We start from the raw sequence: 15,546 nt of genomic DNA on the forward strand, positions 1-15,546 counted from the left end.
AGTGTTAGGAAACATCGGTATCCCTGGCCTGATACTCATATTGATTGCACTACTCCTGGTGTTTGGTCCAAGTAAGCTCCCGGAGATTGGAAAGGCGTTTGGCAAAGGCCTCAAAGAGTTCAAAGATGCCACAAAGGGCATTATGGACGACGAGAATAAGATCACGCGCGAAAACTCGCAAGATTCCGTGCAGTCCAGCTCGCCTGTGAAAGTAGAGCCGATTGATTTGAAGTCGGACGAGCAACGCTGAAGTCGCTTGCAACGCATTGGAGGCTGGCGATGGCACCGTCGCGAATGACCTTTGTTGAACACCTGTCAGACTTGCGAAAACGCATCATCTACGTCTGTGTCGTGTTTGTCGTGTTGATGGCAGCAAGTCTTGCTTTTGTTGCGAACATTTACAGTTATCTAGTTTCTCCGCTCGTGCGCGAGGGATACAAGTTGATGGTGACCTCGCCAGGTGAAGTGATTACGGTGTACATGGGCATCGCCGGGTTTGTGAGCGTAGGGCTCACGATGCCGTTTGCGCTGTATCAGATCTGGAAATTCGTCCAACCCGGACTGACGCCCGTGGAACGGCGCTATGCGCTGCGCCTGCTGCCCGTTACGCTGTTCATGTTTGTTCTGGGACTATGCTTTTCGTGGTTCATCGTGTTCCCAACCATCTTGCACTTCCTGCTTAACATCGCACACCAGCACTTCACCGTCATGTTGAGGGCAGGCTCTTACTTCGGGTTCATCATGAACATCTGTCTGCCCTTGTCGCTCATTTTCGAACTGCCGATTGCGGTGGTGTTTCTGACCCGAATTGGCGTCATGACGCCGCGGTATCTCAGAAAAGTACGGCGGTTTGCGTACCTGATTTGCGTCGTTATCGGGGTGCTCATCAGCCCGCCCGAATTGATTTCTCATCTGAGTGTGGTTGTCCCCATGATTTTGCTGTATGAAGTGAGCATAGTCCTGTCGGCCCTTGTCGAGAATAAGCGCGGTCAAGCGGCACCGAAAACGGGCAAGGAAGGGTAGGAAAATGGCCAGATTTTTGGCCCGTTACAAGCTGCCCCAGCCAACAAATTTTTGTGCAAGGATCTCTTGCAAACACGGCAGCCCTTGAGTAATATAAGTCTTGGATTTAGCACTCACGCAAGACGAGTGCTAACAAATGAACTCAGACATTCAAGGAGGGTTCTTACATGGTAAAACCACTCGCTGACCGTGTGGTTGTACGCCCGCTTTCCCGTGAGGAAAAGACAGCTAGCGGCATCGTTTTGCCGGACACTGCAAAAGAAAAGCCGCAAGAAGGCGAAGTCATTGCAGTTGGACCGGGCCGTTTCGAAGACGGAAAGCGCGTTGAACTGGAAGTTAAAGTCGGCGACCGCGTGATCTACTCCAAGTACGCGGGTACCGAAGTGAAGATTGATAACGACGAACTGCTGATTCTCCGCGAGAGCGACATTCTCGCGATTGTTGAAAAGTAACCTACATATTTCACTGAGGAGGTCGACGGAACATGGCGAAAGAGATTAAGTTTAGCGAAGACGCCCGTCGCGCCATGCTGCGCGGTGTGGATGCGCTTGCTGATGCTGTAAAAGTAACCCTTGGTCCCAAGGGACGCAACGTTGTGTTGGAGAAGAAGTTCGGCTCACCGCTCATTACCAACGACGGTGTGACGATTGCGAAGGAAATTGAACTGGAAGACGCATTCGAAAACATGGGTGCGCAATTGGTGAAGGAAGTCGCCACCAAGACGAACGACGTCGCTGGTGACGGTACCACCACGGCTACGGTTCTGGCTCAAGCGATGATTCGTGAAGGTTTGAAGAACGTAGCTGCTGGCGCAAACCCGATGGTTCTGCGCAAGGGTATTGAAAAGGCTGTAGCCGCCGCTGTTGAAGAAATCAAGCGGATCTCCAAGCCGGTTCAAGGCCGCGAAAACATCGCGCAAGTGGCTGCCATCTCCGCAGGCGCTGAAGAAATCGGCGTTCTCATTGCTGACGCAATGGAGAAAGTCGGTAAGGACGGCGTCATCACAGTTGAAGAATCCAAGGGCTTCAACACGGAGCTGGAAGTCGTCGAAGGTATGCAATTTGACCGCGGCTACATCTCTCCGTACATGGTTACGGACACCGACAAGATGGAAGCCGTTCTGGATGATCCGTTCATCCTCATCACCGACAAGAAGATCAGCAACATCCAAGAGATCCTGCCGGTTCTGGAACGCGTTGTACAATCCGGTCGTCCGCTGTTGCTGATTGCTGAAGACGTCGAAGGTGAAGCGCTCGCAACCCTCGTCGTCAACAAGCTGCGCGGTACGTTCACGGCTGTCGCTGTGAAGGCGCCTGGCTTCGGTGACCGCCGTAAGGCGATGCTGCAAGACATCTCCATCCTCACGGGTGGTCAAGTCATCAGCGAAGAGCTCGGCCTCGAACTCAAGAACACCACGATTGACCAACTCGGCCGCGCTCGTCAAGTCCGCGTAAGCAAGGAAAACACCATCATCGTGGACGGTGCTGGCGACAAGAAGGAAATCGACGCTCGCATCAACCAAATCAAACTGCAAATCGAAGAAACCACGTCCGACTTCGACCGCGAAAAGCTGCAAGAACGCCTGGCGAAACTCGCTGGCGGCGTAGCTGTCATCAAGGTCGGTGCCGCAACGGAAACCGAATTAAAGGAAAAGAAACTGCGCATCGAAGACGCGCTGAACGCAACCCGCGCTGGTGTCGAAGAAGGTATGGTCGCTGGTGGCGGTACGGCGTTCATCAACATCCTCTCTGCGCTGGATAACGTCAAGGCAGAAGGCGACGAGCTGACGGGTGTGAACCTGGTTCGCAAGGCTCTGGAAGCTCCGATTCGCCAGATTGCAGAGAACGCTGGCGTGGAAGGTTCCGTCATCGTGGAACGCATCAAGAAGGAAAAGATTGGCTTCGGTTACAATGCAGCAACCGGCGAATGGGTAGACATGATCTCCGCTGGTATCGTCGACCCGGCGAAGGTTACCCGCTCCGCGCTGCAAAACGCAGCCAGCGTTGCCGCTACCTTCCTCACCACGGAAGCGGCTGTCGCCGACAAGCCGGAGAAGGAAAAACCGGCAGCAGGTGGCGGCATGGGCGGCATGGACATGATGTAATTTCGGGCCCAGCCCGCTCGGGAGAATCCCTGTTTCGACAGGGGTTCTCCTTTTTTGTTGTGGCGGTTTGCAAATCGTTTTCTAATCCTCGTGTTTCGGAAGTCTTTTCGACGCGTTGACGCCTGTCACTGGAAACTCCATCTCACGAAGAAGTGGGGACAATTTGTTATACTTGTTTCGGGAAGGAGGGGTATTTGTGAAGAAGTTTCTTACCACTGTGATAGTATTGGCGATTGTCGTCGTTGGTGTCGGTTGGTACGCGAAGAATATGCTCGTAAATAAAGTCAGTGCGAAAGTGGTTTCTTTACTCAATTCCCCGGAGCTAAAACAACGGATCAATGAGGCATTGAACAATCCGGAAGTCCAATACCTGATACACAAGTATGCATCCCAAGACACAGGCGGATTGACTTTTAAAAGCCAACAGGACGCCATTGAATATGCCATCAATCATATGTCCCCAGGCGAAGATATGAAATTGCTACAAGCTTACAATGAAAGAGACTCCCTCACGCCTGAGCAAGAGAAAGAACTGGCACAAGAAGTTCTTTCGCAGTTTTCGCCGCAGCAGCTTGCAGCCATTGCGAAGACGTTTGACACGGGAACCAATCAATAAACCAATCACTTTATCGCCTGGATAAACACCAATCTATTATGCTCCTTCCGTTTGTTCAAGGTGTGTTTATGTGAACGCCTGCCTGGCCATAATGCAATGGTGAGCTTCTCTCTTCCCCACAATGGCCCTCATCCGTATGGAATGGGGGCATTTTTGTTTCGTGCCAAAGAGTAGGTGACACAGTAGAGCGCTCTCGATGAAGCGGAGGCCCAGTAGCAACCCGTTCCCCTCGGGCATAGTTTACCCAGAAGGGGAGGGTACTGTTCAATGCATGATTCCGTTTTGCAGTCTCCAGACCTAACACTGAAAGCCGATTCCAACGCAGTGGTAAATTACAAACGAGACGCACATAATTACATCACTCAGCTGTTTGGAGAGCAATTTCCAGCGATAAAAAACGGCTTTTTCAATGTCTATATGAGCAAGGGTATCATCATCCAACCCCATTGGCATACGAATGTGACGGAGATGGTGATTGTAGTCAGTGGTAAAGTCATCACGTCTGTTTTTGACCCATTTACTCAAGAACTTCTGACTTACAAGCTGAGCCCTGGTCAAGTATCCGTGTTTCCGAAGGGATGGTTTCACTGGATTGTGGCGAAAAGCGATAACGTTCATATCCTAGCCATCTTTGACCATCCGACACCAGACATTGTGTACGGATCGGACTTCCTGCGTGCTACGCCGAAGGAAATCATGCATCGGGCTTACGGCGTGAATGAAGAGGATTATGCCGAAGCAGTGGCACCGATTAAGGAATCCGTCATTCTGGGCCCCCCAGTCGGCGACGGAAAACCAATGACTCGGCAACGGCCCGGTCAGCAACCGGGATGGCAGTATTGGGATCCGTGAGCATGCACACACCCACACTGAACACGCATGGGTGCGTCTCTCTTCTCTATACAAACGCCCTCGTCCATTATTGGATGAGGGCGTTTTGCTTCGTGCCGACGAGTCCGCACCGTGCCATGGGCAGAACAAGCAGCGGCTCCATCTCACGTTCTATGTCGCGCTCTCTTTTCGAGCTCTTTTCTTCGCCTTCCGGTTACTCAGGCTTCCGAAGGTATCTCTTCTTTCACCTTTGAGGATAACGTGGACAGCACCTCGTTTTTCAGGAACCAGCAAAGGACAACCACGACGAGCGAGACCACGAACGAGACCCAATACAGATGCTGAAACGCGTGCGCAAACACCGTTTTGATCTGCTCCACGATTTTCACGTCGAGCCCTTCGGGAATGCCGCCTTTTGCCACCTGACCGAGGGTTCCGGCGCTGTCCATCGGCAGTTTACCGATTAATTTACTCATTCCGGACGTAATCTGCGATGCGAGCATGCTGCCGTAGATGCTGACACCAATCGTCATTCCGACGGATTGAAACAGGGTGACCGAAGACAAGGCAATGCCGCTGTGTTCCTTGGGTACCGATTCCTGTACGGGCGTTTTGTCATTTTACCTTCTCAATACACTCCGGTCCATCATTCCGCACATTCCCGACCAACTCAGGCACTCGGTACGCGTACATCTCGCCCTCATACGGCTGCAGTACGGACATCACCGTGTCAGTGTCCGTGATGCTGCGGTCCAGCCACATGTCCATGGTGTCTTTCGTCAGTATCACCGGCATTCTGTCGTGCAGATGGCGCATGAACAGATTCGGATCACACGTGATGATTGTGCAGGAGTGTACTTTCTTCTTTCCGTCTGGTGACCGCCACGTACTCCACAACCCGGCCATGCCGAACACATCCTGCTTCTTGAGGCGGATCCGGTACGGCTTTTTGGTCGTGCGGTGCCACTCGTATATTCCATCAGCGACGATGACACACCTTTTCCTGCTCACTAGGTTTCGGAACGACGGTGCCACCAGTAGTGTTTCTGACCGCGCATTGAAGGTGTTAAACGTCGTTGTCTCCGTCTCAGACCACTCCGGAATCAATCCCCACCGCAGTTGTCCAGCGCGGCGTTCCCTGCCGTCAGAGATGACAGCCATGACCTTCTGCGTAGGCGCTATGTTGTATCGTGGGGGATAGCGAAATCCGTAGTCGGTGAGCTCAAAGTAATCCATCATGAAAGACCAATCTTCATAGGCCATCGTAAACCGTCCGCACATGATAAATCACCTCGAGAGAACTTTGATCTCGATGTAGCATATCCTATACTATGCGAACGTATGTTCGAATATCAAGGTGAGATGGTTGGTTCGATGATCCATGAGGGGGTTCTTGTTTGACCATATAAAAAGACCCCCACTCATTTCATCGTGGAGGCCTTCGTACACGGTATGCATTTCGTTTCCCTATATCACGGCGATAGCTAGTCCTTCCTTGTCGGCTTTGCAGCTGGGGTACAAGTTGTTTGATGTGGTTAATCAGCCCTTGGAGTGCAGATACTAATGCTTGTGTAAACGTCTTTTTGCGGATGTTACGTTGGTGTCAACAATAGGAGTGGTGATTTGTGTGGCTGTTGCTTGGGCTGGTGTTTGGGGGCCTACTTGGGAGCTTGTCGGTGCTGTGGCTGGCGCACTGGTTTCTGCGGCGGCTTTGGCCGGAGAAGGAGTAGCAGGAGCAGGGGCCATATCAGGGCCATTTCGTGCATTTCCTTCAATCTCTTGAATTTTCCGATCAGTACAACTGAAGATCACGAACTTCACATGTCCAATCCCTCTGCGGAGTAGCGGTGAACAAAGACAGCCCACACATGGTAGGTGTGGGCTAGTTGTTTCGAGTATCAGAACTCGACAATCGGTTGCAGTGCACCCGCCGCTTCGCCGATGATCCGAAGATCCTGTTCATCACGGCGGCGACGAGCTGGATTATTGGTCATCAGAGCATCCAGCATGAAGTACGCAACCATACAGAGCAGCGTACCTGCAGCGACCAATAACAAAGGTTCTTTCATTTCAGCACCCCCTTTCTTGAGGAAGGGTTCACCGGAAGCCGAGCTCCTTATACAGTGTTTGTGCTGAGAACTACATTGAATTCCGTGGGATAAAAAAAGACGCTCACCTCAGTGAGCGTGACATATCGAAAAGGAGAGAGGGAATCGTCACTGGCCACACACTACACCAGCGACGGTTGAGACAAACGCGAGCACTCAACCCAAGAAAGAGTGTACAGGATAAATGTTTAAAATATGTGTACAGATTGTGGAGAGATTGTGGTTAGGGTGTGAAAAGTGAATATTTCTCCCCATATCAAGCCTTCATTCCGGGTTCGACAATCCATCGAAGTGAAACCAAAGTTCAACAGCGGCAAGTAGTACATTGACTGGGTGTCGGATTCAAAAAAAGGGACGCTCACATCAGCGAGCGTCATACATGGAGTAGGAGCGTGAAATGGAATACGCAGGGTGCAGGTTACTGGCCCCGCCTTCGCCAGTAACAGTGGCGACCCCTTGTGTCGCCTTACCTACAAGCATAGTGTACAAGGCAGATGTGAAAAATCTGCACAGAAGATATGGAGAGATTGTGGTTATCGTGTGGATTCAGCGGAGAACAAAAGAACAGCACCCGGGATTCTAGCCCACAACCAAAGAAGAGTAGTCCAAGTGAGTCAATAAACAGAATTATCGAAAATATCTACGCAATCGCTGTAATCAATCATTACAGTATGTCGGCCAACGTATCCTCTGGAATCCACTTGGATCCTGACATTCGCTGCTCAGAACCCTGGTTGATGTTACATCATTTTCAAACTACACTTACACACACAACTAAATAACGTTTTCGCTGAATCCCGTAAGGGAACGGGGGAACCAAGTTCTTGGGGTGAATCCAGTTTGGTGAACTGGAAGGACAATCTCTTCGTCCTAATCCGTCAGCTAACTTCGTAAGCGTATAAGAGAAGAGAGTGGATTTATGCGCACTTATCCTGACCCCCGTAGATGGTCTACGGGGGGTTTTTGCGCTGGACACCGTTCGTTACCTAAAAAACCACAATAGGAGGGTGTTTATTGGCGGCGAAAAAACGATTGCGAAGAGACGACATTATGGTTGTGGATCTGCGTGTGGTAAAACAAGCCGTTGTTGGCACCGCAGTCGGTAATGCCATGGAGTGGTTCGACTTCGGCATCTACTCCTACTTAGCCACAATCATTGGTAAGGTCTTCTTTCCACAATTCACGGGTTCGGCACAACTGCTTTACAGTCTAGCCACCTTTGCGATTGCCTTTCTCGTGCGCCCAATCGGCGGCATGTTCTTCGGAACCTTGGGGGATCGCATTGGACGTAAAAAAGTCCTCACGTTCACACTGCTGCTGATGGCCTTGGCCACACTGAGTATCGGCTTAATCCCTGGATACGCATCCATTGGCGTGGCGGCACCCATTTTGCTCCTGCTCGGCCGTTTGGTTCAAGGGTTTTCGACGGGAGGCGAGTACGCCGGAGCCATGACGTTTATCGCGGAATCGTCACCGGATAAGCAACGTGGCAGGCTGGCGAGCGGACTGGAAGTCGGGACACTCGTCGGATACATCTTTGGATCCGGCATCGTCACCCTGCTGACGTTTTGGCTGGGAAATGCAGCTATGTTGCAATGGGGTTGGCGGATTCCCTTTCTTATCGCGGCACCGTTGGGGCTGATTGGTCTTTACTTGCGAACGCACCTGGAGGAAACCCCTGCATTCGAGAAGATGGAAAAGGTCCGCGACGAAAGAAAACATGTGGGCATCAAAGAGATCCTATTGTATCACCGGCGCCCCCTGCTGGTTGGCTTGATCCTCGTGTTCTTTTACAACGTGGTGGACTATATCGTCCTGTCGTATATGCCATCGCACTTAACCGCCGTACTCGGCTATGGTGCCACAAAGGGATTGCTGATGATTTTGATTGTTATGTTTATCATGATTCCGATTGTCATCGCGATGGGCTGCATTGGCGACCGCATCAGCGGCAAACGGCTGGTACAGTTGGGACTAATCGGAGTGATTGTACTGTCCATCCCTTCGTTCTGGCTCATTGACAGCGGCACGAATATCGGCGTATTTTTGGGCCTCATGGTTCTTGCGGTCTTCCTCGCCTCGTTCCAGGGCACGATGCCTGCATTACTGCCCTCCCTTTTCTTTACAAATGTCCGTTACGGTGGTCTTGCCATCACGTACAATATTTCAACTTCCTTATTTGGGGGAACGGCTCCGTTGGTTGTTGCGTGGCTGATGAATCTCACTGCCAACCGCATGGTTCCCGCGTATTACCTGATTTTCGCGTGCGTGATTGGCCTGGTCGTCCTCACGATTTTTGTGAAGGATACTTCCGGAAGACCACTTCGTGGGTCCCCGCCGGCAGTTGCTAGCGAAGCTGAAATCGCCGAAGCTCTGAAGGAGAACGAGGGCTCGATATGGTGGCGGGAAGAGCGGAAAGAGATTGAGGAACGAATCAAGGAGGACGGGACAGATGTCGTGAATATGTCCTAACAGGCATGCGACTTTGTGATGAACCAGGCAGGCGGATTGCCTGCCTGGTTCGTTGTGTATGAGGCCCCACAGGTTACAGCGCGGTTGGCTGATGCTGCATCGCTGTCTGTGTTTCTCCTTGCTTTCGTATGATGCGTTTTCTCGCAAACAGAAAGTAGTACAGCATAATGATGGCGATGATGGGGACACCTGTGTAGATGGTGATCCGTTGCCCTGGAACAAACCACAGGCTGACGCCAATCGCCACATTTGCAACAATGCCCAGGATAGGCAACACCGGGAACAGGGGCGTGCGATACGGCAGCTTGCTCACATCACCGCCAGAGCGGATGTACTTGTAACGGAACCCGAGTTGAGCCCAGCAGATAATGGCCCAATCGATGACCACCACTAACCCAATCCCCGATAAGATCCAGGTGTACAGCTTGTCCGGCGACACCATGTATAGCCCTAATCCTGCGACGCCAACGACCATGGTGACAACGACCGCCCGGACGGGCACTTGCCGTTTGCTCAAGCGGCTGAGAAAACGAGGTGCCATCCCATCGAGGGACATCGACCACAGCAGGCGTGACGACGCATACGTCCAAGATGACCCCGCAGACAATGCAGATGTGACGACGATAAAATCCATAATCATGTGGGCGTAGGGGATCCCCGCGACTTGGAAAATCGTTGCAAACGGACTGTCGTTCACACCTGCGGATTGCCAAGGAATAATGCCGACCAACACGACCATCGAAAGCACGTAAAACAGCAGGGTGCGAATACTCGTGGTACGGACAGCACGGGGAACCGAACGCGCTGGGTCGTTACTTTCACCCGCGGCAATGCCAATGAGCTCAGTCCCACTGTAGGAGAAACACACGGATACGAGTGCAAACAAGACGGCAGTAAACCCATTCGGGAACAATCCACCGTGGTGTATGTAGTTTTGCGCTCCTAACGCAGTGTGGCCTGTCCACCCGAATATGACCGCAAGACCGACGAGAGATGCCACGACAATACCGATGACCTTGATGCTGGCGAACCAAAATTCCGACTCACCATACACACTGACAGCCATGATGTTGAGCAGCAGGTAAATCGCGAAGAACAACACGTACCATATTCCCAGCGGGACATGTGGGAAATACTGCTGCAATATCATCGCCGCGGCGAGCCACTCCACAGTAATCGTGATGGCACCGTTCAACCAGTACAACCAAGCACTCAAAAATCCAACGCCTGGACTGATGAATTCTTGAGCGTACGTCTTGAACGATCCCGCGACGGGCATAATGGTCGCGAGTTCTCCGAGACACATCATGACGATGCCGACCAGCAACCCGCCCAAGATATAAGCGAGAACTGCACCTCCGGGACCGGCTTGGTTGATGGTGTACCCGGAGCCGACGAACAACCCGGTTCCGATGACGCCGCCAATCGAGATCATGAACATATGGCGGCTTCGCATGCCTCGTTTTAGCCCGGATTCCTTTTTAATAATTTGGTTCAGTTGTTCCATGGCGTGTGTACCCCCTGTCTACTGTCAGAAGCTGTTCGCATCTGTATGGAACATTTGTAGGTTCTGAAAATACCGGTTTGTAACCGTTTTCTCGGTTGAACATACGACTTGCAGCAAGATTCGTGCCAACATCGCAATAGATCTCGAAATTTGTAATCTTCTATCGCAACCATAAGCATACTACATCTCCTTCGTAGTGGATAGGAGATGATTTGGACGAACTTCCATGGATTGTGTGTCGACAAAGCAAAAATTCCGCCAAATTCATCGGCGGAATGCAAAAATCGTTTGCATATCGTTTGCACATCAGACTGTATCATGAATCCTCTTTGCAGGAGGGGAGGTTGTTATGGTGTCTTCACTTTTGGATGTCGAACTTGCGCAATCGGTATTGTAAGCTCTGGCGACTGATACCCATCTCGCGCGCTGCAGCCGAAATATTTCCATCATGTTTGGCGAGGATTTTCTGTATATACGTTCGTTCGTAATCATCGAGTTGATTCTGCAACCGCTTGGTTTGCCGGACGCCTGACGGGCTTGTCGGGTCGCTGCCGTCTGCGTGTAACTCCGTTTCATCCAGTGAATTCATCTTCCAGCGCATATGAAACGGCAGATTCACAACTTCGATGTCGGAGTAATCTGTCGCCATGTTCATTGCGCCCTCAATGGTATGTTCCAGTTCTCGTACGTTCCCCGGCCACGGATAGGACAAAAAGTACTTCATGACATCTTCAGACACGCCGGACACGTGCATGTGAAACAGCTGATTGTACTTTTCCACGAAAAACTGGGTTAAGAGAGGGATATCCTCTCGGCGCTCCCGGAGGGGTGGGAGAAACAGGGTGACCACGCTTAGACGGTAGTACAAGTCTTTGCGGAGCCGCCCACCCGCGACAGCGTCCAAAGGGTCTTCGTTTATGGTTGCAATGATTCGCACGTCCACGCTTCTGTCCTTTGTATCTCCCAAGCGACGTACCGTTTTTTCCTGGAGACATCGGAGAAGCTTCGCTTGCAGCCCCAAACTCAACGAATTCAATTCATCGAGTAACAGCGTGCCGCCATCGGCCTGTTCCAACAAGCCCGGACGGTCAATGGCTCCTGTAAACGCGCCTTTGGTGGTGCCGAAGAGGATGCCTTCAATGAGTGACTCGGGAAGCGCAGCGCAGTTCTGAGAAACAAAGGGAGCCCCAGACCTTGGACTGCCGTTGTGGATACTCTGTGCGACCAACTCTTTTCCGGTGCCGGTTTCACCGACAATCAGAACCGAAGAATTCGTTCGCGCCGCTCGCTTCGCGTGCTCCAATACTTCGTGTAAGGCATCGCTTTCGCCAATGATGCTGTCAAATGTGTATCGGGTATCGCCGCGTTTCAGAATGTTTTCCTGAATGCGCTCCATCTTTGTAATATCCCGGGCGATTTCAACCGCTCCCAGCACGTCCCCATCGATGACAATCGGAATGGTGTTGTTCACGGTGGTAATTTCTTTGCCTTTCACGTTGAAATACGTCTGTTTGACGTTTTCCGTCGCTTGTCCGGTGTGCAGCGCGTGAAGTAGCGTGCTGTGCCCCTCTTCAGGGAACTTGAACACGTCGAGGACGTCTTTGTTCAAGACATCCGACTTTGCCATGCCCTCCATTTCAGCCATTTTGCGGTTATAAATGACGGTCTTGCCCGTCTTGTCGATGACGTGGACCCCCTCGTCGAGTTGATCCAGCAGAAATTCATACATGTTGAACAACTCATCGAGTTTCCACCGGCCACTCGGATTATCCATTCCATCTCCACCTCAATTTGTTCCAACGGATGACGGCGTTCCAATGGCCTCATGGTACAACGCGACCGGACGTTATGCAAATTAATTTTGCACCTGCAACAAACAACGGCACTTGATTTGTGCAAATTTCTTTTGCATCATTTAGAATCATACGCTTGAAAACGCTTTATTGATGCGCCATGCATGTTGGGACGTTTTGTTCAGCAAGCATGATGAACTCATAAGGAGGCTTTCCCATGATTCCGTACAGTCCGGAACCCCTCGTCGACTTCTCAGTCCAAGCCAATCTCGACGCATTCAACGCTGCACTTGAAAAAGTCACGCGTGAGCTTGGCAAGACGTATCCGCTCGTGATTGGTGGAGAAGAAATCTTCACAGACCGCCTGCTGGATTCATATAATCCGTCCAACCGCAGTGAAATTGTGGGGCGTGTATCCAAAGCAAGCCAGGCTGACGTGGATCGGGCTTTTCAAGTGGCAACGGAGACGTTCAAAACCTGGTCCCGCGTACCTGCAGAACAACGTACCGGTTACCTTTTCAAAGCGGCGGCCATCATTCGCCGCAGAAAACATGAATTCTCGTCGTGGTTGCTGTTGGAGTCAGGAAAAAGCCGGGCCGAAGCGGACGCAGATACTGCAGAATGTATCGACTTTTTGGAGTACTACGGTCGGCAAATGATTGCCCTTGCGGAGCGCGGCAAACACACGCTCGTTCCCCTGCCGGGTGAAGACAACCAAATGCATTACATTCCACTTGGTGTGGGCGTCGTTATTCCACCCTGGAATTTCCCACTGGCCATCATGGGCGGTATGACGGCCGCTGCGATTGTTGCAGGGAACACGGTACTCTTAAAACCGGCAAGTCCAACGCCTGTCATCGCGTACAAGTTCCTTGAGGTGTTGAAGGAAGTAGGACTGCCAGATGGCGTTGTCAACTTCGTGCCGGGCGATCCGCAAGAAATCGGCGACTACATGGTTGACCACAGGTTGACTCGGTTTGTGACGTTCACCGGGTCGCGCGACGTGGGTCTTCGCATCAATGAGCGAGCTGCCAAGAGAGCGCCGGGGCAGCTTTGGATCAAACGCGTGATTGCTGAAATGGGTGGAAAGGATGCCATTATCGTCGACGAATCCGCAGACCTTGAGTTGGCTGCCAAAAACATCGTTGCTTCGGCATTCGGGTTCTGCGGCCAGAAGTGTTCGGCGTGCTCGCGCGTCATCGCACATGAAGCCGTGTACGATGAACTGCTCCAGCGAGTGGTTGAACTGACCAAGGAATTGAAAGTCGGCGACGTCAGAGACGCCGGGAATTACATGGGCCCTGTCATTGACGAAAAGGCCTATAAGAAGATCACGGAGTACATTCAGATTGGGAAACAAGAAGGCAAGTTGATGTGCGGCGGTGAAGCGACGGAAACGCCGGGATACTTCATTCAGCCGACCATCTTCGCTGACGTTGCGCCGACTGCCCGCATTTCTCAAGAAGAAATCTTTGGTCCTGTCGTCGCGTTCACGAAAGTGAAGAGCTTTGACGAAGCCATTGCGGTCGCAAACAACACTGAGTTTGGTTTGACCGGTTCTGTGTTCACGCGCAACCGCCAGCACATTGAACAGGCGAGAGCAGAGTTCCACGTCGGGAATCTCTACTTCAACCGCAAGTCCACCGGCGCGATTGTGGGTGTGCATCCCTTTGGCGGATTCAACATGTCAGGTACGGATTCCAAAGCCGGCGGTCCAGACTATTTGCTTCTGTTCACGCAACCGAAGGTAAGTTCTGAAGTGCTGTAAGCACACATGTTGCGCGAGATTCACCCGGGCGATTTGCAAACTCGCGACGAACCACGCGAGTTTTGCAAATCGCTCATCCACCAAAGGAGGATGGAGCACCATGACGACCACGTTGTCTATGATTCATCTCGAAGAAGAGTACGGTGCGAAAAACTATCACCCGTTGCCGATTGTATTGTCGAAGGCAGAAGGTGTTTGGGTAGAAGATCCCGACGGGAACAAGTACATGGATATGCTGAGTGCATATTCGGCGTTGAACCAGGGACACCGACACCCGAAAATCATTCAGGCACTCAAAGACCAAGCGGACAAAATTACGCTGACGTCTCGTGCTTTCCACAACGACAAACTCGGACTTCTCTACGAGAAGCTCGCGAAATTGACGAAAAAGAACATGGTTCTTCCGATGAACACGGGCGCCGAGGCCGTCGAAACCGCCATCAAAGCCATTCGCCGCTGGGCGTACGACGTGAAGGGCGTTCCCGACAATCAGGCGGAGATCATTGTGGCTACAGGGAACTTCCACGGGCGGACGACGACCGTGATCTCCTTCTCATCGGACGAAGAATACCGCCGAGGTTTTGGTCCGCTGACCCCGGGATTCCGAATTATCCCTTATGGAGACATCGAGGCTTTGAAACAAGCCATCACTCCGAACACAGCGGCCTTTTTGGTAGAGCCCATTCAAGGGGAGGCGGGCATTATCATTCCGCCAAAAGGCTTCCTGAAGGCGGCGTACGATCTTTGCAAAGAGAACCACGTACTGTTTGTAGCGGACGAAATTCAAACCGGCCTTGGTCGAACCGGAAAAATGTTCGCGTGTGACTGGGAAGACGTTCTCCCGGACGTGTACATCATTGGGAAGGCGCTGGGGGGCGGCGTATTTCCTGTCTCCGCCGTCGCGGCAGACCGTGAAATTCTCGGTGTCTTCGAGCCAGGTTCCCACGGTTCAACCTTTGGTGGGAACCCACTCGGAAGTGCAGTCGCCATTGCTGCACTGGAGGTCATCGAAGAGGAAAAGCTGGCGGATCGTTCACGTGAATTGGGAGAATACTTCCTCGGGCGTCTGTTGACGTTGAAGAACCCTGTGATTAAAGAAATTCGGGGACGCGGTTTGTTCATCGGCGTCGAATTGACGACCAAAGCGCGTCCATACTGTGAACGGCTCAAGGACCTCGGACTGCTGTGCAAAGAAACGCACGAAAATACCATCCGTTTTGCGCCGCCGCTCGTGATTACCAAGGATGAGTTGGATTGGGCGTTTGAACGAGTCGAGAAAGTGTTCCAAGAATCCTGAGACGAAGTTGCAATCGCCGGAATGAAC

General features: G+C 51.9%; 14 protein-coding genes and 1 riboswitch. Of the genes, 9 read left to right on the top strand and 5 right to left on the bottom strand.

The window, feature by feature from the left end:
* Nucleotide 1: 1 nt before the first annotated feature.
* The 6 genes from tatA (at nucleotide 2) to YWK_RS19510 (ending at nucleotide 4,595) form a co-directional block, all read left to right on the top strand.
* A complete protein-coding gene (tatA, locus tag YWK_RS0110875) occupies nucleotides 2-250 on the top strand; it encodes a twin-arginine translocase TatA/TatE family subunit (RefSeq protein ID WP_026964813.1) in 249 nt (82 codons plus the stop codon).
* A 29-nt stretch (nucleotides 251-279) separates the two neighbouring features.
* Nucleotides 280-1,023 carry a twin-arginine translocase subunit TatC gene (gene tatC / locus YWK_RS0110880; protein WP_026964814.1) on the top strand — a complete coding sequence of 248 codons (744 nt, stop codon included), beginning with the start codon at nucleotides 280-282 and terminating at the stop codon, nucleotides 1,021-1,023.
* A gap of 167 nt (nucleotides 1,024-1,190) precedes the next feature.
* Nucleotides 1,191-1,475, top strand: a complete 285-nt coding sequence (gene groES, locus YWK_RS0110885; protein ID WP_026964815.1) for a co-chaperone GroES — start codon at nucleotides 1,191-1,193, stop codon at nucleotides 1,473-1,475.
* A gap of 32 nt (nucleotides 1,476-1,507) precedes the next feature.
* A complete protein-coding gene (groL, locus tag YWK_RS0110890) occupies nucleotides 1,508-3,127 on the top strand; it encodes a chaperonin GroEL (RefSeq protein WP_026964816.1) in 1,620 nt (539 codons plus the stop codon).
* Nucleotides 3,128-3,323: 196 nt separating this feature from the next.
* Nucleotides 3,324-3,743, top strand: coding sequence for a hypothetical protein (locus YWK_RS0110895; RefSeq protein WP_026964817.1), 420 nt, complete (start codon nucleotides 3,324-3,326; stop codon nucleotides 3,741-3,743).
* A 267-nt stretch (nucleotides 3,744-4,010) separates the two neighbouring features.
* Nucleotides 4,011-4,595, top strand: a complete 585-nt coding sequence (locus tag YWK_RS19510) for a cupin domain-containing protein (protein ID WP_051375492.1) — start codon at nucleotides 4,011-4,013, stop codon at nucleotides 4,593-4,595.
* A 197-nt stretch (nucleotides 4,596-4,792) separates the two neighbouring features.
* Here YWK_RS19510 and YWK_RS0110905 read toward each other — a convergent pair whose 3' ends face one another.
* The 3 genes from YWK_RS0110905 to YWK_RS21910 form a co-directional block, all read right to left on the bottom strand.
* On the bottom strand, nucleotides 4,793-5,140 hold the full coding sequence (locus YWK_RS0110905; RefSeq protein WP_026964818.1) for a hypothetical protein: 348 nt from the start codon (nucleotides 5,138-5,140) through the stop codon (nucleotides 4,793-4,795).
* 49 nt (nucleotides 5,141-5,189) lie between these two features.
* Complete coding sequence (locus YWK_RS0110910) at nucleotides 5,190-5,855, bottom strand: SOS response-associated peptidase (protein ID WP_026964819.1); 666 nt, start codon at nucleotides 5,853-5,855, stop codon at nucleotides 5,190-5,192.
* Between the two features lie 617 nt (nucleotides 5,856-6,472).
* Nucleotides 6,473-6,643, bottom strand: coding sequence for a hypothetical protein (locus tag YWK_RS21910; protein ID WP_156909120.1), 171 nt, complete (start codon nucleotides 6,641-6,643; stop codon nucleotides 6,473-6,475).
* 817 nt (nucleotides 6,644-7,460) lie between these two features.
* Nucleotides 7,461-7,594, top strand: a riboswitch (cyclic di-AMP (ydaO/yuaA leader).
* 138 nt (nucleotides 7,595-7,732) lie between these two features.
* Between YWK_RS21910 and YWK_RS0110925 the strand changes: the two genes are divergently transcribed.
* Nucleotides 7,733-9,154, top strand: a complete 1,422-nt coding sequence (locus YWK_RS0110925; RefSeq protein WP_084453647.1) for an MFS transporter — start codon at nucleotides 7,733-7,735, stop codon at nucleotides 9,152-9,154.
* Nucleotides 9,155-9,227: 73 nt separating this feature from the next.
* Here the strand turns inward: YWK_RS0110925 and YWK_RS0110930 are convergent, their stop codons facing one another.
* A complete protein-coding gene (locus tag YWK_RS0110930; protein WP_026964821.1) occupies nucleotides 9,228-10,661 on the bottom strand; it encodes an amino acid permease in 1,434 nt (477 codons plus the stop codon).
* A 358-nt stretch (nucleotides 10,662-11,019) separates the two neighbouring features.
* Nucleotides 11,020-12,435 carry a sigma-54 interaction domain-containing protein gene (locus tag YWK_RS0110935; RefSeq protein ID WP_156909121.1) on the bottom strand — a complete coding sequence of 472 codons (1,416 nt, stop codon included), beginning with the start codon at nucleotides 12,433-12,435 and terminating at the stop codon, nucleotides 11,020-11,022.
* 236 nt (nucleotides 12,436-12,671) lie between these two features.
* On the opposite strand from YWK_RS0110935, the gene pruA reads away from it, so the two are divergent.
* Both pruA and YWK_RS0110945 read left to right on the top strand, forming a co-directional pair.
* On the top strand, nucleotides 12,672-14,222 hold the full coding sequence (gene pruA / locus YWK_RS0110940; RefSeq protein WP_026964823.1) for an L-glutamate gamma-semialdehyde dehydrogenase: 1,551 nt from the start codon (nucleotides 12,672-12,674) through the stop codon (nucleotides 14,220-14,222).
* 100 nt (nucleotides 14,223-14,322) lie between these two features.
* Nucleotides 14,323-15,519 carry an ornithine--oxo-acid transaminase gene (locus YWK_RS0110945; RefSeq protein ID WP_026964824.1) on the top strand — a complete coding sequence of 399 codons (1,197 nt, stop codon included), beginning with the start codon at nucleotides 14,323-14,325 and terminating at the stop codon, nucleotides 15,517-15,519.
* Nucleotides 15,520-15,546 lie beyond the last annotated feature (27 nt).

The organism is Alicyclobacillus pomorum DSM 14955 (assembly GCF_000472905.1).
In the GTDB taxonomy this organism is placed as follows: domain Bacteria; phylum Bacillota; class Bacilli; order Alicyclobacillales; family Alicyclobacillaceae; genus Alicyclobacillus_A; species Alicyclobacillus_A pomorum.